We start from the raw sequence: 21,388 nt of genomic DNA, 5'->3' as shown, positions 1-21,388 counted from the left end.
CGGGGCCGCCGGTGACGGCAAGGGCACCGAACCGGGGGCTCTCAAGGCCCACCTCGATGACCTGTTCGCCCTGTGGCCGTCGTTGCGGGTGCTGGCCGGCGACGCCTTATTCGGCCCGCGTCTGCTGGCCGCGCCATCATCGACGGGCGGCGGTCGTGCTCCGGCGCGATTCGCAGGTTACGGTTGCCCGAGCCGCTTGAGCGCGGCCGCGGCGTCGCGGGTGAGGGGCGCGCCGGCCGCGCCCTGCGCGAGTTCGTTCAAGAGCTTCCGTGCCCCCGGCGTCCACAGCCCTTCCAACAGTTCCACGGCGCGGATCTGCCGGACGCGGGCCGCGGACGGAACGGGCTTGTCGTGCTCCTTGAGGAACGCGTTCGCACGCTGACGCGCTTCTTCCGACGGGTTGCCGGCCAGGCGCTTTCGCACGCCCGAAACGGCCGACTCGCCGTACCCGTCCAGCTCCTTCGCCGCCCTCTCGCGGTCCGCGACATTCCCGCCGCCCAGCTCGGCGAAGATTCGATCCAGGGCCGCGTCGGTCGGCGCGGCCGGAGCCGGTTTGACGTGTCGGCGGAGCACCTCCAGCGCCGCATCAGGAGCCGACGCCAGTTCGGCCAGCGCAACGAGCGCGGCCCGCGCGTCGTTCCCGCCGCCGGCCTGCCAGAGCTTGTCCGCTTCGGCCGCGGACGGCGGTTCGGTCCGCGGCGGCGCGGCGCCGGCGAGCGTCACGTCCCACACCAGCGCCGTCCCGTCGCGGCTCCCGGAGATCAGCCGCCGGCCGTCGGCACTGAACGCCAGCCCGCCGATGTTGCTCCGGTGCCCGACGAGCGTGCGCCTGGGGTGCCCGGTCGCCACCTCATAGCCGATGATGTCACCCGTGTTATAGGACACGTACAGCGTCCGCCCGTCCGGCGCCAGCGCGGACGCGCCGCTGTAGCGGAATGCCACCGTTCCCGGCACGCCCGGCACCTCGAAGGCACGCACCACCCGGCCCGCGATCGGGTCGAGCAGGGTCATCTCGCTCGCGAAGGATTCGCCCTCGGCTCCGTCCGGCTGGACGATGATTCCGCCGCTGCCGATCAGCACGAACAGCCCGTCCGCGGTGAACATACCGGACCGAAACGACCCACTGCCCTCGGCCAGGCGCCGCACCCGTTTGCCGGTCCCGAGGTCCCACACGTCCGCGACGCTGTTCGCCCCGTACCCGTACCGGAGGCCGTCACGCTCCCGCTGCCAGTGCCGGTGGGCGACGGTCACGAGCGACTTCCCGTCGGGCGACACCGCCACACAGTCGCACTGGCTCTCGCCCTCTGTCGGGTTCGGCTCCGCCCGCGTGCCGGGTTTCGGGAGGTCAATGGTCCGAACGACCTTCAGTGCGGGCCATTCCAGAACCGTTACCTTTGGTCCAATCGCGGCGATCAGGTGCTTCCCGTCCGGGGTGAAGGACAGGTGCTCCCCTTTCGCGTCCGCCGACAGGTTCGCGGGCGTGGTCTCGCGTCCGGTGGCGCGGTCCCAGGTCCGCAACTTGCCGTTGTCGGTGGCCGCCAGCACCGTCTGGCCGTCCGGACTGAGGGTCAGCCCGCGGAAGCCGTTTTTCACCACGATCGAGCGCTGCTCCGTGCCGGTCGTTACGTCCCACCAGCGCACGGTGTCGTCCCAGGAACTGGTGACGGCGCGGGTGCCGTCCGCGTCGAGGGCGACGCTCCACACGGCGTATTTGTGGCCGGGGAGCGGGCACGCGTCGGCCCCGGTCGCCGGGTCCCACAGCCGGATCAGTCCGTCTTGACCGGAGGACGCAAGCAGCTTCCCGTTCGGGGCGACGGCGAGCGTTTCCACCCAGTTGTAACCCGCGAGCGCGTGCCGGAGCTTGCCGGAGGTCACGTCCCAAATTTTGGTCACCTCGTCGCGGCCCCCGGTTACCAGCGTTTGACCGTCGGGTGCGAACGCCACGCAAAAGGTGCCGTACCCGCCGGCCGGTTTCTTGCTCCGGTGGTCGGTCGCCAGCGTGCGCTCCTTGCCGGTGGTCAGGTCCCACAGGCTCGTGCCGCCGTCTTCCAGACCGATCGCGAGGGTGGTGTTCGAGAGGGCGACCGCGGGGCGCCCGTTCGCGGCCGGGCGCGGCGCTTTGAACCGCGCCTTCTCCCGGCTCGTTTTCACGTCCCAAACGGTCACGAGTTGCTCGCCCTCCCACTTTTCGCCGCCCAGGTGCTTCGCCTGGGTGAAGACGACGAGCCCCTTCCCGTCCGGGGTGAAGTAAACCGCGCCGCAGTTGCCCGGATGGATGACGCCGCCCTTGAGGGGCTTGAGGGCGTCCAGCGCAACCCCGGTCTTCAACTCCCACAACTGCACCTCGCGGGCCGACTCCAACTGGCCCGCCTTGCCGATCGCGAACGTCTTTCCATCCGGGCTGACGGCGAAGCACGCATCGGATTCGAGGTCCTGCACCGGCCCGCCGATGGCGGCGAACTTGATGCCCCCTTGGTTCCGCGGTTTCACCTCCGGCTTCGCCGCTTTCTCGTCGGTGAACTCCCACAGCCGCCAAACCGGGTCGTCGGAGCTCGACCGGGCCAGGGCGACGCCGCGCCCGTCCGGGAGCCACGCGAGCAGATTGAGCTGCACGCCCGGCAGATCGACGCGGCGCAGCGCGCGACCCGTTTTCGTGTCCCAGATCACGAGTTCGTTGACCGTGTGCGAGTCCCCGCCCCACGAGGCGAGTTTCGTTCCGTCCGGCGAGAACGCCATGCGTTCGACGGCGCCGGTGCCCCGCAGGCGGGTGCTCCCGAGCCGCGCGACCGCGGCCGGCGGGAGCGTTTCGCCCGGCCCCTCCGCGCCAGCCTTTGCGCCTCCCGCGGGAGCGGCAGCCTTTTCGGCCGCGGGGGGAGGGGCGGGCGAAGGTGGGTCCTCGCTCGCGGGCCGCGCCAGGGACGCGAGTGCGACCCCACACGCGAGCAGCCCCGCCGCCACGAGCGCGACCGTCTTGGCCCCGAACCCGCCTCGCACCGGCCCCAGAAGTGCGGCGGCACCGGGCGGGACGGCGCCGCCCGAGACGAGCGCCACCGCCGCGCGGGCCGTGGCTTCGGCCGCTGCCGTGCCCACGGCAACGTCCGACGCGAGCAACCCCGTGCCGACGGCCGGGAGCGTGATCCCGCGGCGCGTGAGCCGGTCCCGGAGCAGCGTCCGCCCACGCTCGAGCCGGCGCTTCAGTTTTGTGAGCGAGCATCCGAGCGCGTGGGCCGCTTCGTCGCGCGTGCGGCCCTGGAGGTAGCAGAGCACCAGCGGCCCCTGGAGTTCTTCGGGGAGCGCCGCCAACTCCTCGTCCAGTGCCCGACAACTCTCTGCCCACGCTAGCGTTGCAACCAGGTCCGCGGGCGGTGAGGGGGGACCGCTGGGGGGCGCCACCGGCCCCCACTTCGAGCGGCTCAGCGCCTTCCGCGCGAGGCGCACGACGGTCGCGTGCAGCCACGGCCCGACGGTCGGCGCCCACCGGACCGCGGCGGCCTTCCGGGCCAACACCAGGAACGCGGCCTGGCACACGTCCTCGGCGACGTGCGCGTCGCGGACCCAGCGCTGAGCGACCCCGCGCACCATCCCCCCGTGCCGGGCAACGATGTCGGCGAACGCCTGCTCGTCGCGGCTTTCGGCGAACCGCGCCAGCAGTTCCGCATCGTTCGATTGAGTCGCTGCCGGGTCGGTGCGCAGCAGCTTTGTCGCCACACGACGGGCGGTCGGTTGAGACATGCGTTTCCTCCTGGTCGGTACGACGTTCCCAGGGTAATGCCGGGGGGCGCCAGAAGTGGCGCAAAAACGCAGCCCGCGAATCCGCGCCCGGGGCCGCCACGTGACTAAGAACTGGTGGTGAAGTGAGTGAGGGAAGTGGTTTCGCGCTCGCGCGGACCTCGTATTCACAATGAAGATTTTGACAGGATTGACAGGATGAACAAGATGAAGGCAGATCCTGTTTATCCTGTCAAAATCTTCTGGGGCGCTCCGTCGCACTTTCACACGCCGCCGCGTGCCATCGGCCGTGTATGGCACCCGGCTCCGTCGCGTGTCCGTTCGCGGCGCAAAGGGGAACGGACACGAACGCGCCGCGGATCGGAGCGCTCGGCACCGATTGGAAGCGTTGTGCGGTACGGACCGCGGCGCAGGCGGTAGTTGAAGCTTGTCCGGAGGCGTCGCTCCCGACCCGCCGGCGCTGTAACGGGGGGTACACCCCGCACTGGCCACCACCGACGGGGCGCCGACTGGACATTCGCTACCGTCCGACTGGTCAGGAGCTGGCAGTTCGCTGGTACGCTGCTACCACCGAATCCCAGGTATCAGGAGCCAAGAACAGGGTCCCGGTCAGCCAAAGTGAGTAGCGGCGACGGACACGAGTTGGATAGCAAGACGTTGCAAAACAACACCTTACGCGCGGAGTGACTCATGCGAGCAATTTTGCCGATCGGACGAGAGGCGCGGCCGGGCGCGTCACATTACGACCGCGAGCCGGAAGCGGACGCCGGCGCGGTCCGCCGCTTCCAGTTCGTCTCCCAGGTTGGACAGTTCGGCCATCACCTCGGCTGGCCGGGAGAACGCTCCGGGGTGCGATTCCAGGTACTCGTACAGAGCGTTGACCGCCGCGACCCCGGCCGCCGCCGGGAACCACACCGCGGGCGGCAGTTCGGCCAGCCGTTCGTCGTCCATCAGGCCGGCCACGTCCTCGGGAGCGTAGCTCTCGAACGCCAGCAGCGACGGCAGCCCGTTCTTCGTCGCCAGCCGGTCGAGCGACTCCCGCGTGCGCAGCAGTTGCGGGTTGTCACCGCCGAGCGTGCCGTGGGGCGGAACCGCCGTCTCGAACACCGCGCTGAAGGTGGCACTCACGCCGACGCCCTGGGCTGGTTAAAGGGTCACGAGCGCGCTGCTCCACGTCAGCCCGCCGCCGAACGCGACCAGGAGCACTGTGTCCCCGCGCTTGCACCGGCCCGTCCGGAGCGCTTCGTCGAGCGCGATCGGCACGCTGGCGGCGGACGTGTTCCCGTACCGGTCCAGGTTCACCATCACCTTGTCCCGCGGGAACCCGGTGGATTCCAGCGCCGCGTCGATGATCCGCTGGTTCACCTGGTGGGGGATCAGGACGTCGATCCCGGGCAGTCCCAGCTCGCGCACGTCGTGTTCGGCCCGCTCGATGAGTTCCACCATCCGCGTCACGGCGAACCGGAACACCTCGCGCCCGCTGATCCGGATGTGGTCGAGCCGCGGCAGGGACGTGCCGGGCGGCGGGGTCGGGGTGACCTTGCTCGGCACCTGGATCAGCTCCTGGCGCGAGCCGTCGCAGTAGAGGTGCAGCGCGCGGACGCTGTCGTCGGCCGGCGGGGCGGCGCCCAGCACCACCGCCCCGGCCCCGTCGCCGAACAGGATGCACGAGTTGCGGTCGGTGAAGTCGAGGGTCCGGGACAGCACGTCGGCGCCGACGAGCAGCGCGTGCCGGGCCGCGCCGGTGCGGATGAACTGCGCCCCCACCGACAGCGCGTACAGGAACCCCGAGCAGGCGGCGGTGAGGTCGAACGCGGGGACCGCGCGGGCGCCCAGTGCCGCCTGGATCAGCGCGGCGGTGGCGGGGCACATCAGGTCCGGGGTGACGGTGGCGCACACGATCAGGTCGAGGTCGGCGGCGGTCAGCCCGGCGGACGCGAGGGCGGCGCGGGCGGCGGCGGTGCCGAGGGTGGCGGAGGTGTCGCCGGCCCCGGCGAACCGGCGCTCGCGGATGCCGGTGCGGGTGCGGATCCACTCGTCGGACGTGTCCAACCCCATGACGTCGGCGAACTCTTGGTTGGGGACGACGCGGGCGGGCAGGGCGCTGCCCGTGCCGCGGAGAGTTACCCCGAACTGTGGAGTCATCACGGAACCAGGTTGTTGGGGGCGGGCCGAACGCCGAAGAGTTGGTGTAGCAAAAAGGCGCAACCGACGCTAGGCGGGCAACTTGGTCCGCTAGTCGCGGGCTCGCCCCTCGACCAACGACGGCTCACGGGGGCGCAGACCAGGGCCATTGACCGTTTCGCCGTAGTGGTGAAGTGCGGGGTTGATCGCCTCGTGTACTCGGGCGGTCAACCTGCGTATGGCTCGCGCGTGGTTGTCCGCTTCGGCGTGCGCGAGCCGATGAGCGCACACGTTGATCCACGCGGAGGCTGCGTGGGCCATCGTCGCCGCCGTAATCGTCGGCCTGTGGGGCGATCGCTCCGGGCGAATGTCGCCCCACGGGCCGACGCCCCGCAGGGCGAGTACGGGAGCCGAAGGGAAGGATCAGCCCTCGTTATCTCGTGGGCCGGGGCGGCTGCTAACGCATCCAATCGAACAGTTTGCTCGGGCGAGCCCAATTCAGCGCCCAAGCGACCAGATGAACGGAGAAAACGAATGCCATTACCCTGGCGGTCGCGGCTCGTCAAAACGCGCAGCACAACCACGGCCACTGGCTCAGGTGCAAAACCGGCTGTAGCGCGTCCACGTCTTTCGTTTCGGCTTTGCATCCATTACGCCTCAGCCCCTTCTGAGCCTGATCGCGACCTGGCTCAGCGCTACGCCCGCCCCGCTCGTCGCGACCTCGCCACTGGACACGCGCTCGTGAGCCGAGCGGCGGCTTCAAACACCTCCCGCGTGCCGCGTTCACGGAGAGCCCGAACGGCCCCCAATACACCTCGTCGTCTTCGTCTGCCTGTGGGCGGCGCAGCGCGAGCGAGCTCAGGTCGTGCGTCGGTGCCAGCGGATCGAGTGGCGCCGCACTCACGCTCCGGTTGTGCGGGTGAACGTCGCCATCTGGCTCGGCGCCCCGACCTCCGCGTCGGTGGTGCCGAGCGGGTCGATCCGGACCGCGTACCCGTGTGCCGCGCACACCTTGGCGCACCACCCCGCGAACTGCTCGCGGGTCCACTCAAACCGGTGATCCGCATGGCGGAACTTACCCGCCGGCAGCCCCTCGAAGCGCACGTTGTACTCGCGGTTCGGCGTCGTCAGGATCACGACGCGCGGCTTTGCGCCCCCGAACAGCGCCCGCTCGAACGCCCCCAGCCGCGGGAGGTCCAGGTGTTCGATCACCTCGACGACCGCCGCGGCGTCGAAGCCCACCAAGCGCACGTCCCGGTACGTGAGCGAGCCGTGGAGCAGTTTCACGCGGGCGCCGAGGTTGTCGGGCAGGCGCTGCCGGTCGAGCCGCTGGCGGGCGATTTCCAGGCTCCGCACCGACACATCGACGCCGACCACCTCCGTGAACCGCGGATCGGCGGCGAGCAACCGGAGCAGTTTCCCTTCACCGCACCCCAGATCAAGAACGCGCTTCGCGCCGGTGGCCTGGAGCGCGCCGAGAACGGTCGCCAGCCGGTGCTCGTGGAGGCTCACGCGGGATTCCAGCCGCTCCTCGGCGAGATCCTGTGCCGCCAGCGCCTCCGCGGGCTCCTCGGCGTCGTTCGGGTCGAGCGCCGCCAGGACCGACCGCACCAGCTTGCTCTGGCGCCGCAGGTAGCGCTCCGCGATGCGCTCCCGCTCCGGGTGCGAGTTGAGCCAGCCCTCGCCGTGCCGCAGGAGCTTCTCAACCTCGTCGTTGCTCACCCAGTAGTGCTTTTCGTCGTCGAGCACGGGGACCAGAACGTAGAGGTGCGAGAGCAGGTCCGCGAGCCGAATCGTGGCTCGCAATTCAACGGTGAAGTACGGCGACTCGCCCCACTCGGGGAACTGCGCGTCGAGCGGGTGGCGGGTGGCAGTAACGACGTAGCCGAGCGGCTCGAACAGCCGGCGCAGGAACCCCTCACCCCCACGGCGGCACGGAAGCACGCTGAGCCGGGCCACAAGGGGTAACGGCTCTTCTGTGAGTTCCGGCCGGGCTTTACAACTGCCGTTCAGCGCGCTCCCGAGTACCTGCGAAAGGGCGACGCTCAGAAACGACGACGCGACATACGGGCGGTCGTTCACGTACTGCGCGAGCAACTCGTTTCCGGTGTTCCGCCGCTGGCGGGCGAGTCCGACGGGATCGACTTCGAGCAGGAGGGCGGCGGTACAGCGTTCCTCGCGTGCTTCCGGGTAGAAGACGTGAGCCTGCCCGAACGTGAGAGGGAATGATTGCGCCTTGTCCGGGTGCTTGTGTAGCAGCCACCCGAGGTCGGTGGCCGGCGTGCGGGTCGTGGAGATCGTGAGCAGCATTCGTTGCGCCCGTTGGGATGCGGGTCAGATTGGTAGGAGGCGCGTGAGCCGGTGCAGGTTCACGCACCGGGTTCCGGGTCGGTGCGGTCGAGCCAGTCGCGTGCGGCGCCGATCAGCTTGGCGCAGCCCTCAACATCAGGGGCCGTGCCGGCGAACTTCGCGAGGTCGCACTCGTCGAGCAGCCCGCGCAGCACCCGTGCCCCGCCCACGGGCCATCCGCCGATTGTGGTGGCTTCGTACAGTTCGGGGGTGGTGAGGCGTGTGGCCGGGATCGCGAACCGGCGCTCCACGTACCGCCGCAAGACGCTCGCGAGCCGCTCGGCGAAGTCCGGACCGCCGACGTATTCGGCTTCCAGCGCCGCGAGGGCGGTCCGTGCCCACGCGCCGGGAGGGACCGATTTCGGTCGTCGCACGCGGCGACAGACGAACACGAGAAGCATCGCACAGACCGCCGCAACGGCCGCGGCCACTAGAACCGTGCCCGGCGAGCGGTCCGCGGACGTACCCGGCTGCGGCGGAAGTTCTTCGATCGTGGTGACCGGGAGCGATTCGGGCAGCGGGGTATCGTCCCCACCGGTGCGCTCGACCGTCACCTCAACCGCGAGGGTCTGGGCGAGCGGCTTGCCGTTCACGCCGACCGGCGCGAGTTCCGCGCGGAGCGGCTTCCCCGGCGCGTGCGGGTCGAGCCGGAACGTCTGCGTCCACCGCTCGCGCCCGTCCGGGAGCGGGAGCACCTCGGCGTCGCCCTTCGGGCGGATGCGCCAGTCGCCGTTGGTGGCGTCGGTGAGCAACTGCTTCGGCAGTTCCACGGCGGCGCGCATCGGGGCCGGGCCGTCCACTGTTAACGTCACCTGGACCGGCTCCCACAACTTGATCCGGTCCCGGTCGGCGCGAACGGCCGCCTCGTACTTCGGCGGCTGCGCGGCGCCCGGTCCGGCGCTGGCGGCCAGAGCGAGCGCCGCGAGGAGCGTGTTCCACATTTCTACCCGTGCCTCCGGCGCCGGTCCCGCCGGCGGAAGAAGTTCAGCAGCGCGTCGAAGTGGTCGCCGTCGGTGCCCGCTTCGATGAGGTCGGCCTGGCACCCGCGGGCGAGCTTGGCGAACGCCTCGTCGCGGGCCTTGGCGGCCGCGGCGAATTCCGCGCGGACGCCCGCGTCGCTGGTGTCGACGAGCCGCTGGCGGCCGGTTTCGGCGTCCTGCAGCCGCACGAGGCCGACCGCGGGCCAGTCGCGCTCGCGCGGGTCGCTCGTCCGCACCGCGATCAGGTCGTGCTTGTGCGCCGCCCGCCGGAACGCGGCGGCGAAGTTGTCGCCGACGAAGTCGCTCATGAAGAACACGATCGCCCGGCGGCGCTGCACCTTGTTCAGGTGGTCGAGCGCGCCGGCGAGGTCGGTGCCGGTGTGCTTGGGCTCGAACGCGAGGATGTCGCGGAGCAACCGGAGGACGTGCCGCGGCCCTTTGTTGGGCGGCACGAACCGCTCGACCTGGGACGTGAACGCCAGCAGCCCGACGCGGTCGTTGTTGCTCACGGCGCACAGCGCGAGCAGCGCCGCGAGTTCGGCCGCGGCGGACCGCTTGGTGAGCACCCGGGTGCCGAACGCCTGGCTCGCGGACACGTCCACCGCGAGGATCATCGTGAGCTCGCGCTCTTCGACGAACCGCTTGATGAACGGGTGCCCGACCCGCGCCGTCACGTTCCAGTCGATGGTGCGCACGTCGTCGCCGGGCTGGTACTCGCGCACCTCCTCGAACGACAGCCCCGCGCCCTTGAACGCGGAGTGGTACTCGCCGCCGAGCAGCGTTTGAACGAGCCGCCTGGCCCGCAAGTGCAACCGTCGAACCTGGCGCAGAACGTCGGCGGGTAGCACGATCAACCTCAGGTGTTCGGTCAGCTCATTTTATGCCCGGTCGCGCGCCCTCAAACGGATACGGTTCCGGGCTGCGGCTATCAAGCCCCGCCCGCGTAGAACGCGACCACCGCGCGAACGGCCTTGCGCCACACGGCGAGCTTGGCGGCGCGCGCGGCGGCCGGCAACTTCGGCTCGAAGTGTGTGGCGCCCGCCACCACCTTCCCGAGAGCCGGTTGGTCGGTGAGGCCGGCGCCAACAGCCGCGAGGAACCCGGCCCCGAGCGCGGTCGATTCGCTCTGGGAGGCGCGGGCGACCGGTCGGCCGAGCGCATCGGCCTGGAACTGCAAGAACCAGTCGTTGTTCGCCATCCCGCCGTCGACGCGCAGCGGCCCGGTCCCGGCGCGCTCCCCTCCGGGGAATGAACGATCCCCCCGCGCGTCTTGTTCCGCGGCTTCGATCAGATCCGCGACCTGAAACGCCACGCCTTCCAGCGCCGCCCGCCCCAGGTCCGCGGCCGTGGTGGCCCTCGTGAGGCCGAAGATCACGCCCCGCGCTTCGGGCACCCAGTGCGGCGCGCCCAGCCCGACGAATCCCGGCACGAACGACACCGGCTCTGACGGGTTCGAGGCGTGCGCGAGCCGCTCCACGTCCGCCGCCGACGCGAACAGCCGCAGCCCGTCGCGGAGCCACTGCACCGCCGCCCCGGCGATAAACACCGCGCCTTCGAGCGCGTATTTGGGGCGGGAATCGGTCATCGCGGCAACGGTGGTGAGTAACTTGCTCCGCGACGCTACGGCTACGTCACCCGTGTGAAGCAGGTAGAACGCGCCGGTGCCGTATGTGCATTTCGCCTCGCCCGGGTTGAAACACCCCTGCCCGAAGAGCGCGGCCTGCTGGTCGCCTGCGACGCCGCGAATCGGCACCCCGTCCGGCAGGAAGTCGAGCCCCTTCGTAGTGCCGAACTCCGCGACGCTGGGCTTCACGTCCGGCAGCGCGGCCCGCGGCACGCCGAAGTAGCTCAACAGTTCGTCGTCCCACTGAAGGGTGTGGATGTTGAACAGCAGCGTGCGGCTGGCGTTGGTGGCGTCGGTGGCGTGAGCCCTTCCCGCGGTGAGCCGCCAGATCAGAAACGTGTCGATGGTTCCGCACGCGAGTTCGCCCCGTGCGGCTCGCGCCGCGAGTTCAGAATCGCGGGCGAACAGCCAGTGCAGTTTCGTACCGGAGAAATAGGGATCGAGGACGAGGCCGGTTTTGGCGGCCAGTGCGGGCTGGTCCGCCGCCCGGGTGCGGCAAAAGTCGGTGGTGCGGCGGTCCTGCCAAACGATCGCGCGGTGAACGGGTCGGCCGGTGGCGCGGTCCCACACGACGACCGTTTCGCGCTGGTTGGTGATGCCGACCGCCGCGACGCTCTTGGGATCGTGCCCGGCCTTCGCGAGCGCCTCGCGCACGGTCCGCGCGACCGAATACCAGATGTCTTCGGGCTCGTGCTCGACCCAGCCGTCATGCGGGTAGTGCTGCTCGATCTCCTGTTGCGCGGCCCCCAGAACCGCGAACGTTGAGGCGTCGTACACGACGGCGCGCGAGCTGGTGGTCCCCTGGTCGATGCTGAGCAAAACGGGAAAGGTCACGTCACGAACTCCGGCAGGGAGAATCACGGTGAGAGAAACACACGAGCCATCGCCGCGTATTCGGTGCCGTCGGCCTTAGTGCCGCCCCATCACGGCGAACACCTGCGCGAGCCGCCGCTTGACGATACCGCTCCCGAGCACCCGTCCGGGCCAACCCAAGGGTACGCGGTACTCGATGCGGTCTTCGAGGAACGAGTGGTCCGGGCCGTTCGGGATGAACTCGTGGTTGTGGTTGAAGGTCGCGAACGGCCCCTCGAGCTGCCGGTCGCGGAACCCAAGTCCCGGGCGGAAGTCGTAGGACTCGGCGAGCCACGTGCCGCTAACCGGTCCGACGACGTTGGTGCGCAGGGTGACGCGGAACCCCTCCGTACCGAACGCCCCTTCCTGCGTCACGACCCGCGTATCCTCCCAGGGCGGCGCGAGCCGCCGGAACGCGAGCGGGCGGGCGTGCCAGGCGTACAGTTCGTCGGCCGACACGGGCATCGGCGAACGCAGGGTGAACACGTCATCGGGCATGAGCGGACCTCAAGTTCGGCGCGGCCAGTTGGTGAACCGCAACAGGCGCGCCGGCCACCACCGAGCACCGGCCCACGTCGTCGCAAGTCGGTCATTCCAGCTCATTTGTCCCTCACGGTTCCGAGCCGAAGCTCGGATTCGAGCGCGGGAAATATCAACTCGCTCGTAAAATGCGAATGCAAAGCTAAACACGGCAACGTGTTGCATCTCATTTCCTGATTAATACTGGGGCCACGTTCCGAGTGTTGAAGCGTGGAATTCGTGGTAGCGGGCACCCAGCGAATTGCCAGTCCGCGGCCCGCCCACCGGCAGCGAATGTCCCGTCAGCCCCCCATCAGTGCCCCCGTTGCTTGCGGATGGTGACACGCCGTATACTCCGCTACGTCCCCGGTGGATTCAGCCGCTCATCGCACAAACTCCGCCGAAATCATCGGGCATTCGGGCTGTCCAAGGGTGCGGTTGCGACCGGTCGCGGCCTCACATCAAGCCGCTTCATGCACCGGATGCTGATACCGCCGTTGCCGCGACGCGCTGCCCCATTCGGCAGATGGCACCGCGGGCGGCGCGTCACGTGACTGGGGGTATCGACTCGAGTTAACTTTTGCCCAGTACCAAGTCTACCACCCAGCACCCGCGGACGTGCGGCCCCGGCCCGCGGCAGTGCGCAAGAACGATCTTGCTGTCGCACCCGGCGTCTTGAAGGGCGTCGGCAAGAATCGGCATCGCGCTGAAGTCGCGCGAGTGGTACATCTCGCGCGATAGGGCCACCGCGGTGTCGGTGATCCATTCCGGGGAGAGCGCAGCCGGGTTGAACAGGTCACCGAAGATGTCGCGCAGCAAACCGACCTGGGCGCGCCGCTCCTCGAGCGGACCGCTCCAAGAGGCCTGAGAAAGCGCTTCGACCGCCCCGACGATTTGGGTCAGCGTCATCAAGGGGTTTGAGACATCCGATGACGCTCCAGCCAGATGGATCAGCCGGTCGTCGCGTTCCGCAACCGCGTCTTCGAACGCTTCTTCGGCCGCGGCCGAGAGCCGATCGAGTTCGCGTTCCGGCAGCGAATCATCGGCGTACCGTTCAGACGCCTCGATCGCTTCGCGGCACCGCCGGTCTTCGATCTCGTCCCAAAGCCGGCGACAGGCCGCACATCCGAACAATCGGATTTTCCGTCCGGTCACGACTTCGGACATCGCCCCGTGCAGCATGAAGCGACGGTCTTCACACGCCAGCCACTCGGCTTCCGTCATCGCGTCACCCCGGATGACTCATCTTGCTCGCCTCAATCCCACACATATCGTTCGTCCCATTCCTGTTCGTGCCGGGTCAGGAACTCGCGGTACTCGTCCTGGTAGTTCTGCTTGCGGTGGTGCTCCTCCTGGCGTCCGATGTAGGCCCGCACCGCCTCGACGTTCGACTTGCTGACCGCGAACGCCCCGTACCCGGCCTGCCACGCGAACCGCACCGCGGGGAACGTCTCATGAACCCACGCGGACGGGGCCGCCTTCAGGTCGCGGACCAAATCAGCAACGCACCCGCCCCCCGCACCGACCAAGCGACACGAGCAGGTGGATGTGATCGACGCCCCCGCCGACCGCGATGAGCGGCGCTTCGGCGATCCGGGCTGCACCGAAGTAGCTGTGAAGCCGTGGGGCCAGGTCTGGGGTGATGAGGGGTCCGCGGAAATCCGCATGCTTGAGGTGGTCCCACCCACCCGTGTCCCACGGGTTGAGATCCGGAGCTGGCCCCGGCAACCGTTCGACCTCGATCCCTCGACCCTCGGGGCTGTGCAAGAAGTCCATCACGAGCGCACGCCGATGAATCGGCGAGCCGTCCCAAATCACACACAACCGCGATCCCGCGTGACGTACCACGTGCCGCAAGAATTCCAAACTTGCCGCTCCCATCTGACAGGTCAAAGGTGTGCTTCGGGCTGAAACAGCGCACGTTCTCCACAGTTAGCGACAGGATGCGTGCCGGCAGGCGCTCGGGATCGGCTCCAGACGACGGGGCACCGTTGGTCGGTGGCTTCGGAGAGGTGCTTTCTGCCGAGCCATATTCGTGCGGGTGCTGAAAGAATTCGGGGGCGCGACGGCATTCACTTTACCGCGGCGCCACAGGGGCGTCGAGTTGGCAGGCGGCGGGATTCCTTCGGCAAACGTTTGACTTCGATCCCTCGTTTTGGCATGCTGGCTTTTATTGCGGGTTTCACTTTCCATCCGTCCGGTAGCCAATTAAAATCTCCGCGGGTTTGGTCGGCCCGCGCCCGGGATCGCCATGTCTCCGCCGGGCTCGCGATTCGCGGCGCGCCCACTGCCTTCAGGGTCACACCGAATGCCCGAACCACCTCGCACCGGTGACGCCGTCCTCGAACTCGTGCGGCGCGCCGAGATCACGGACGACGACGCACTCAGCGGGTTCGTCAGCCGGTCCGGGCCGCTGCCCCCCACCGCCTCCGACACCGCGACGCGGTTGGTACAAGCGGGCATCCTGACCCCGTTCCAGGCAAAGCTCATCCTCCAGGGCAAGCACAAGGGCTTCAGGCTGGGGCCGTACCGCATCCTGAACCAGATCGGCGCCGGCGGCATGGGAACCGTGTTCCTCGCCGAGCACGCCGCCCTCCGCCGTAAGGTCGCGCTCAAGGTGCTGCCGGGGCGTCAGGCCCTCGACCCCGTCAACGTGGCGCGGTTCTACCGCGAGGCCCGCGCCGCCGCCACCCTCGACCACCCGAACATCGTTCACGCCTACGACGTCGCCTGCGACAAGGGCACCCATTTCCTCGTACTCGAGTACATCGACGGCGAGACCCTCGACCGCACCCTTACGGCGCGGGGGCGGTTGCCCGTCGGCGAGGCGGTCAGTTACGCCGTGCAGGCCGCGGCCGGGCTCCAGCACGCGCACGACAAGGGCGTCGCCCACCGCGACATCAAGCCCGCGAACCTGCTCGTCGGAGGCGACGGCATCGTGAAGGTGCTGGACCTCGGCCTCGCAGAGTTCTTTGAGGAATCGGGAACGAAGCTGGCCCGCAACAGCGGGTTGCTGGCGACCACGGACTACGCGGCCCCCGAGCAGCTCCGCAATTGCGAGAGCGCGGATCATCGGGCCGACATCTACAACCTCGGCGCTACCCTCTATCACTTGCTGACCGGCCGACCGCCGTTCGCCGGAACGACCGCGGCCAAGATGATCGCGCACCAGCTCACGCCGGTAATCCCGCCGTGCGAGCTGCGCGACGAGATCCCCGAAGCGCTGTCCGACATCGTCGAAGTCATGCTCGCCAAGGAGCCCAGGGACCGTTACACGACCGCCAGCGAGGCGGTGCAGGCGCTGCTGCCGTTCGTGAACGTCCCGGACCGGCACGGGCAGTCGTCCGGAAAGCTGCCCCCGCTAGCGGCGGCGGCGGTGCAGGAAAGCACCGGCGGGCTTGATGTGGGGCCGATCCGCGAAGCGGCTGCAGCGGCCGAAGCGCTGGCGCGGGCGCAACGCACCGCACGGCTGGCGGTCACGGGGATGATCGCGGGGGTGCTTTTCGGGCTGGTGTGGCTCGCGGTCGCGGTCGTGATCTACTTGGCCAAGTAGTTTCGTGTCCGGGCGCGCGAAACGGCAAACGGTCAGAGCTGGGGTGGCTCTGACCGTTTGCCGTTTCGCGCGCCCGGACACGAAAACTAGTTCGGTTCCGGGGCGAACCACTTCGTCAGCCAGTACTCACGACTGTACTCGCCCGCTGGCTGGAAGGCCGACGGCGGCAGCTTGTCGAACGCTTCCCTCATCCGATCCCGGGTTGCCGCCATGCTCACCGGGTCGTTGTTTTGCTTGAAGGCGTGGTACATCAGGCTCAAGATGATAAGCTCGTCGACCGTGCCCTTGTGCTGATCCAGCAGCCGGCCGGCCTCCCCCAAGAGATCGTTCGGCTTGCCCATCTGCTGATACGCCTTCAGGATTCGGAGCGATGCCTGGAGCCGCAGCCACTGCTCGCCATCCTTCAGCTTTGTGTTCCGCTGCTCGGCCCGGTTGCAATCGGCCACGATCTGTTTGAACGCGGCCACCGCCTCCTCACGCCACTTCGCCGCGTCCGCGGGCTCCGTGCCCGGCGCCTCGGCCTTCTGCAACAAGCACACGCCCAGGAGCAGCCGTGCCAGCGGCGCCTCGGGGCCGTTCGGGTAGACGCTCAGTTGCGTCCGCACGCGCGCCTCGGCGTCGTTGAAGTTTTTTTGCTGTATCAGGTCGTTGGCCAGTTCGGTGAGCGCCCGCTCGTGGTACTCGCGCTCGGCCGGGGACACGTTCTGCTGCTTCGCGATCTGCTCGAACAGCGCACGCCCCATGGGCACCAGCCCCTTGTGCCCCGAGTCCACGAACTGGCGCGCCAGGCGGTACCGCGTGGCGGTGGACGCGTACCCCTCGGTGGCCATCACCTCGTTGAACACGCGCAACACCCCGTCGGTCTGCTTCGCGGCGAGCATCGCGTCGGCCAGTTCCAGCCACACCGGGCCGATGAGTTGCGCGGGGATGTTCGGGAGCTTCACCGCCTCCTGCAACCGCTGCACTGCTGCCCCCGGGTCGTTGGCGCGGCGGTACAGTTCCGAGGCCCGGCGCAGCAATTCCAGTTTTCCGTCGGTACCGGGCTGAAACGCGACCAGTGCCGCGTACTCATCGGCCGCGGCTTTCAATTTCGGCCCCGCTTCGGTCGGGGTCTGGGACTTCATAATCGCCGTGCCCCACGCGGCCAGCACGTCGGCCCGCTTCTCACGCTCGCGGCCCGCCGCCGCCACCGCGGCGTACGCGTCCGCGACCGTCAGCGCGGGCTCGAACGCGCCGTCCGTGAGCAGCGTGGTGACCGCAAGCTCGAACGCGGCCTGCACCTCAGCAACCGCCACGAACTCGTTCCTGAAGTCCGCGGCGCTCTTGGAACCCTTGACGGCGTCTGTGAGCAGCGGCACTGCGGCCTTATGCCGGTTCTGATCCTGGGACCGGAGGTGCAGTTCGGCCAACTGAACCGCCGCGGCGACGGCCTCCTCACCAGTGCCCTTCACGGCTTCTTCGAACAACTTCGCGGCGGCGTCGGGCTCGCGCAACCGCATCTTGCACACGCCAAGGTCGTAGGCCGACCCCACGCGGTACGCGGGCGGCAGCCCGGGCGCGGCGCGGAGCGCGTCCAGTTCTTTCGTCGCCCCGACGTAATCGCCCTCGGCCATCAGCACGCGGGCCATCTCCGCTTTCGCGGGCGCAAATACATCGACGGGTGCGTCCGCGCCGATCTGCCCGAGCCACTTGCGGGCGTGCTCGTATTCCTTTGTGAGGAGGAAGATGGCCGCCAGTTTGAGCCGGGCGCGGGCGAGTGACGCGGCGGGCGTGACCGGACCCGCAGACCGCACGTAGTCGTTCAACGCGACTTTCGCGCCCGCTAGGTCGGGCGGGTTTTGGCGCAGGGCCAGGTCCGCAATGAGGCGCTTGGTGTCGCCCCCCTCTTCGCCCGGCGGGGGAGCGTTCAGTACGGTGGTGAGGAGCGCGAGGTCGGCCGCCGGTGCGTCCGCCGGCAGCCCGACCGCGGCCCGCACTTTTGCCTTGCGGAACGACAGCCGCGGGGCGTCGTTCGGGTCACGAATCTGGTTCTCATCCACCCGCTCGAAGTGCTGGCGGGCGAGCGTCCAGTACCCCCGCGACTCGTCCAGCGCGGGGGTGATCTCGGCGAGCCGAACGTACCCACTGCCCAGGTGGAACCGGGCGAGCGGAGCGTGTTCGGGGAAGGTGTCGATTTCGGTCGCCACCCTGGTGAGGTTGGCTTTCAGCTCCTCAGGATCGGGGGCGTGCTTCTCGTAGCTGCCCCGGAGCGCGTCGACGGAACGCCGGAACGCGGACGCGGGGTCACTCTGCCCGGCCGGGAGCCACCCCTGCCACGCGGACACGAACACGCCAACGCCGATCAGCAGCACCGGCAACTGCCACAGGTGCGTCGTGGGGTCGGCGGCCGGCGTTTGAGCACCCCCTCCCCGCGGCGCGGGGCCAAGGGCGCCGCCGGGGGCGGGCGAAGGCGGGGCCGTGTCCGTGGCCATAGGCGTGTTCCGGTTGGTAATCGCGAGAACCCGAACCGAGAGTAGACCCGCCCCGGCCGGACCGCGTCAAGGCCAACCGCGGCGGCTACGCTTTCGCCTTCCGAAGTCGTGCCCAGTACCCGCCGTCGGACGGCCGCCCCGGGACCGAGTGGTGCTCCGCTTCGAGCGTCAGCCCGCGCATCCCGCGTAGCACCGCTTTCACGACCCCCTCGTTCTCATCGGGCTCGATGCTGCACGTGGAGTACACCACCGCGCCGCCGGGCTTGACGCGATCGGCCGCGAGGATCAGCAGTCGCGTCTGAAGGCGGATGAGGTACTCGAATTCGTTGGGTTTGAGACGCCACCGTACCTCCGGGCGGCGCCCGATCACGCCCGTGTTGCTGCACGGCACATCCACCAAGGCGGCGTCGAACGGTCCCGCGGGGAACTCCTCGTTATCCTTCAGCAGAACGGTTTCGATGCCCGTGAGCCGCATCCGCTGTGCGAGGGCGGCGACCGTTTCGAGCCGCTTCGGGTCGATGTCGCACGCGGTCACGTGCCCGCGGCCGTCCATCAGTTCCATCAGGTGCGTGGTCTTCCCGCCCGGCGCGGCGCAGGCGTCCAGAACCCGCATCCCGGGCTGGACACCCAGCGCGGACGCTACCAACATCGACGAATGGTCCTGCACCGCGAAGTCGCCTTCGGCGTACCCGGGCAGGTCGCGGATGCTGTGGTGCTGCGGGAACCGCAGCGACTGCGGGTGCTCGCCGGCTTCCGCCTCGATCGTTTGCGCCGCGAGCTGGATGCGGTAGCTCTCGCGGCTCGCGCGCAGCTTGTTCACTCGCACCCACAGTGGCGGTGCAGCATTGAACCAAAACCCCAAGCGGACGCACTCGTCGGCACCGTACCGCTTCAACCAGCGGTTCGCGAGCCACTGTGGGAACGAGAACGCCGCGGCGAAGTATGGTGCCGGATCGGTTACGGGGTCGGGGAGAACGGGTTTGGTGAGTCGGCGGTAAGAACCTCTCCCCCCGGCCCTTTCCAAGTGCGTCGGGGCGCTTTCGACCAGCGCGAACGGCACCGCAGCGGCCCCAGGCGCGTCCGTGAACTCGTCGGTGGTCAGCTCCGCGATCCGGCGCAACACACCGTTGACGAACCCTTTTGCTTTCGGCGCGCCGACGTGCTCCGCGAGTTCGACCGTCTCGTGAACGGCCGCGTGCTTCGGAACGTGTGTGAGAAACGTAAGCTGGAACGCCCCGAGACGCAGCAAATCCCAAACGCGGTCCTGAACCGCGTGCGTCGGCAGGTGGATGAACGGTTTGAGCAGCGCGTCCAGGGTGCCGCCCCGGCGGATCACCCCGAACACCAGTTGCGTAACGAACCGACGATCCTGCGGAGAGAGGTTCGCGGCGTTAACGGCGTCGTCCACGAGTTCGGCGGCGAACCCGTCGCGCGACCGGGACCGGTTCAGCACATCGGCCGCGACCTGTCGTGCGGTGATACTCATGACAGCACTTCCGGTCCGAACCGCATACCTTCGACGATCGGATAACCACGAAGGAACTCCTCCGCGGTCATTTTCTTCTTCCCCGCGGGTTGGAGCTCCAGAAGCTGAAGAACGGTGTGGTGCCCGCCGCATTCGACGTACAATTCATTCTGTCCGTTCAGCACCTGCGGTGTTCCCTTCGGGGGCCCGGGGCTCCACGCGCCGCCGACAAGAGAGGCGCCCACTTTGCTCACGATCACCCGCATCGGCTCCTTACCGGGGCGGTGCAGGAACGTGTACGCGGTCGGCCACGGCTGCATCGCGCGCACGAACCGTTCGACGTAGCCCGCCGGCTTCGTCCAGTCGATGAGCCCGAACTCCTTCTTGATCTTCGGCGCCTTCGTTACCAGCGCTGGGTCTTGCTTCGCCCCCTCGACCGGGCCGCCCGCGGCGTACTTCTGCGTGGCCTCGACCGCCATCCCTGCGCCGAGGGTTGCGAGGCGAGCTTCCAGCGTGCCGGTGGTATCAGTGGGGAGAATGTCGAGCGATTCCTGAAGGACCATGTCGCCGGAGTCGAGCCCGGGCGTCACCTTGATGATGGTCACGCCGGTTCGGGCTTCGCCCGCGAGGATCGCGTAGGCGACGGGCGCGGCCCCGCGGTACTTCGGCAGCAGCGAGGCGTGAACGTTGATGATGCCGCGCGTCGGTGCGTTGATGACGTCCTTCGACAGGATCTGCCCGTAAGCCGCAACCACGAGCAGGTCGGGCGCCATCGCCTGAAGTTGTGCCAGCCCTTCCGGTGTGTTGATGCTCTCGGGTTGGGCAACCGGAATGCTCGCCGCGCGGGCGATGTTCGCCATACCCTTGCCGGTCTGGCGCGTGCTGCCGCGCTTGTTGCCGGTGTCGCGCTCCGGTTGCGTCACCAGCCCCACCACGTCCGCACCGAACGCCGCGATCAGCGCCTCGAACGTCGGCTCGGCGAACGTACCCGTCCCCATCATCACGATGCGCATGAAGTTGTCGGTTCTCGGCGGGCGGGGCCAGTCAGCGGAGCGAGTGCCCGGTGCTGTCAGCGCTGACTGATAGCTGACAACCGATTACAGGCCGAACTTCACAGCGCCTGGGCCATGTCCGCGGGCAGATCGCCCTTCTTCTTGTCTTTCTCGAAGTCGGCGATGAACTTTTCTAGATCCCTCTGGCTGCGCGACAGACCGAGCGACCCCATCTTGTCAATGAACAGCGTGCCCTGAAGGTGATCGATCTCGTGCTGCCACACACGGGCCGCAAGGTCGTGCGCCGTTGCCTGAACCAACTCGCCCTTCAGGTTGTAGAACTTGACCGTCACGGTCTTGTACCGGCGCACGTTCTGGTACAGCCCGGGGAAGCTCAAGCACCCCTCGCGGTCGTTGACGGTGGCGCCCTTCGACTCCACGATCACCGGGTTGATCGCGACGATCTCCTGCTCCGGCTGATCGGCCTCGCCCAGCGGGTTCAGCACGATCATTTGGTAATCAAGCGTGACCTGTGGCGCGGCCAGTCCAAGGCCCTCGCTCCGGTACATCAGCTCGACCATCTGCGCCGCGGCCTTCTGGATGTCCGCGTCGATGGCGGTTACCGGTTTGGCTTTCACCCGCAGCGCCGGGTGCGGGTACCTCACGATCTTCATTTCACCTGCTCGTGGAGCTTCGATTCTCGGGATGTTAAATCTGATTATAGCAGAAG

At 68.7% G+C, this 21,388-nt stretch carries 16 protein-coding genes; 1 reads left to right on the top strand and 15 read right to left on the bottom strand.

What is annotated here, in order from left to right:
* Positions 1–177 precede the first annotated feature (177 nt).
* The 11 genes from R5W23_RS23265 to R5W23_RS23215 form a co-directional block, all read right to left on the bottom strand.
* The gene (locus tag R5W23_RS23265; protein WP_320688379.1) at positions 178–3,732 is read right to left on the bottom strand and encodes a sigma-70 family RNA polymerase sigma factor; all 3,555 of its coding nucleotides are present in this window, start codon (positions 3,730–3,732) and stop codon (positions 178–180) included.
* A 732-nt stretch (positions 3,733–4,464) separates the two neighbouring features.
* On the bottom strand, positions 4,465–4,857 hold the full coding sequence (locus R5W23_RS23260; protein WP_320688376.1) for a hypothetical protein: 393 nt from the start codon (positions 4,855–4,857) through the stop codon (positions 4,465–4,467).
* Positions 4,858–4,875: 18 nt separating this feature from the next.
* Positions 4,876–5,874 carry a beta-ketoacyl-ACP synthase III gene (locus R5W23_RS23255; RefSeq protein WP_320688375.1) on the bottom strand — a complete coding sequence of 333 codons (999 nt, stop codon included), beginning with the start codon at positions 5,872–5,874 and terminating at the stop codon, positions 4,876–4,878.
* Positions 5,875–6,753: 879 nt separating this feature from the next.
* Positions 6,754–8,163, bottom strand: a complete 1,410-nt coding sequence (locus R5W23_RS23250) for a 3' terminal RNA ribose 2'-O-methyltransferase Hen1 (RefSeq protein ID WP_320688373.1) — start codon at positions 8,161–8,163, stop codon at positions 6,754–6,756.
* A 59-nt stretch (positions 8,164–8,222) separates the two neighbouring features.
* Complete coding sequence (locus R5W23_RS23245; protein ID WP_320688372.1) at positions 8,223–9,143, bottom strand: hypothetical protein; 921 nt, start codon at positions 9,141–9,143, stop codon at positions 8,223–8,225.
* A gap of 2 nt (positions 9,144–9,145) precedes the next feature.
* Positions 9,146–10,030: a DUF58 domain-containing protein gene (locus tag R5W23_RS23240; RefSeq protein WP_320688371.1), complete on the bottom strand. Its 885-nt coding sequence runs from the start codon at positions 10,028–10,030 to the stop codon at positions 9,146–9,148.
* An 80-nt stretch (positions 10,031–10,110) separates the two neighbouring features.
* The gene (gene glpK / locus R5W23_RS23235; protein ID WP_320688370.1) at positions 10,111–11,640 is read right to left on the bottom strand and encodes a glycerol kinase GlpK; all 1,530 of its coding nucleotides are present in this window, start codon (positions 11,638–11,640) and stop codon (positions 10,111–10,113) included.
* Between the two features lie 75 nt (positions 11,641–11,715).
* The gene (locus R5W23_RS23230; protein ID WP_320688368.1) at positions 11,716–12,156 is read right to left on the bottom strand and encodes an SRPBCC family protein; all 441 of its coding nucleotides are present in this window, start codon (positions 12,154–12,156) and stop codon (positions 11,716–11,718) included.
* A gap of 594 nt (positions 12,157–12,750) precedes the next feature.
* Entirely contained in the window at positions 12,751–13,401 is a 651-nt protein-coding gene (locus tag R5W23_RS23225) for a hypothetical protein (RefSeq protein ID WP_320688367.1), read from the bottom strand.
* 32 nt (positions 13,402–13,433) lie between these two features.
* A complete protein-coding gene (locus R5W23_RS23220; RefSeq protein WP_320688365.1) occupies positions 13,434–13,673 on the bottom strand; it encodes a transposase in 240 nt (79 codons plus the stop codon).
* 1 nt (position 13,674) lies between these two features.
* Positions 13,675–14,058 (bottom strand): transposase, encoded by a 384-nt coding sequence (locus R5W23_RS23215; protein WP_320688364.1) that lies wholly within the window; start codon positions 14,056–14,058, stop codon positions 13,675–13,677.
* Positions 14,059–14,485: 427 nt separating this feature from the next.
* Here R5W23_RS23215 and R5W23_RS23210 point away from each other — a divergent pair, with 427 nt between their 5' ends.
* Positions 14,486–15,730, top strand: a complete 1,245-nt coding sequence (locus R5W23_RS23210; protein ID WP_320688363.1) for a serine/threonine-protein kinase — start codon at positions 14,486–14,488, stop codon at positions 15,728–15,730.
* Between the two features lie 86 nt (positions 15,731–15,816).
* On the opposite strand, the gene R5W23_RS23205 is transcribed toward R5W23_RS23210, so the two are convergent.
* The 4 genes from R5W23_RS23205 to def all read right to left on the bottom strand — a co-directional run bounded on the left by R5W23_RS23205 (position 15,817) and on the right by def (position 21,332).
* Complete coding sequence (locus R5W23_RS23205; RefSeq protein WP_261189917.1) at positions 15,817–18,201, bottom strand: tetratricopeptide repeat protein; 2,385 nt, start codon at positions 18,199–18,201, stop codon at positions 15,817–15,819.
* Between the two features lie 85 nt (positions 18,202–18,286).
* A complete protein-coding gene (locus R5W23_RS23200) occupies positions 18,287–19,687 on the bottom strand; it encodes a transcription antitermination factor NusB (protein WP_320688362.1) in 1,401 nt (466 codons plus the stop codon).
* On the bottom strand, positions 19,684–20,679 hold the full coding sequence (gene fmt, locus R5W23_RS23195; RefSeq protein ID WP_320688361.1) for a methionyl-tRNA formyltransferase: 996 nt from the start codon (positions 20,677–20,679) through the stop codon (positions 19,684–19,686). The genes R5W23_RS23200 and fmt overlap by 4 nt, the downstream gene beginning before the upstream one ends.
* A gap of 98 nt (positions 20,680–20,777) precedes the next feature.
* A complete protein-coding gene (gene def / locus R5W23_RS23190) occupies positions 20,778–21,332 on the bottom strand; it encodes a peptide deformylase (RefSeq protein ID WP_261189920.1) in 555 nt (184 codons plus the stop codon).
* Between the last annotated feature and the right edge of the window lie 56 nt (positions 21,333–21,388).

Origin of the sequence: Gemmata algarum (assembly GCF_034097035.1) — a bacterium.
Taxonomy (GTDB): Bacteria; Planctomycetota; Planctomycetia; order Gemmatales; family Gemmataceae; genus Gemmata; species Gemmata algarum.
This window is presented reverse-complemented; position numbering and strand designations above follow the sequence as displayed.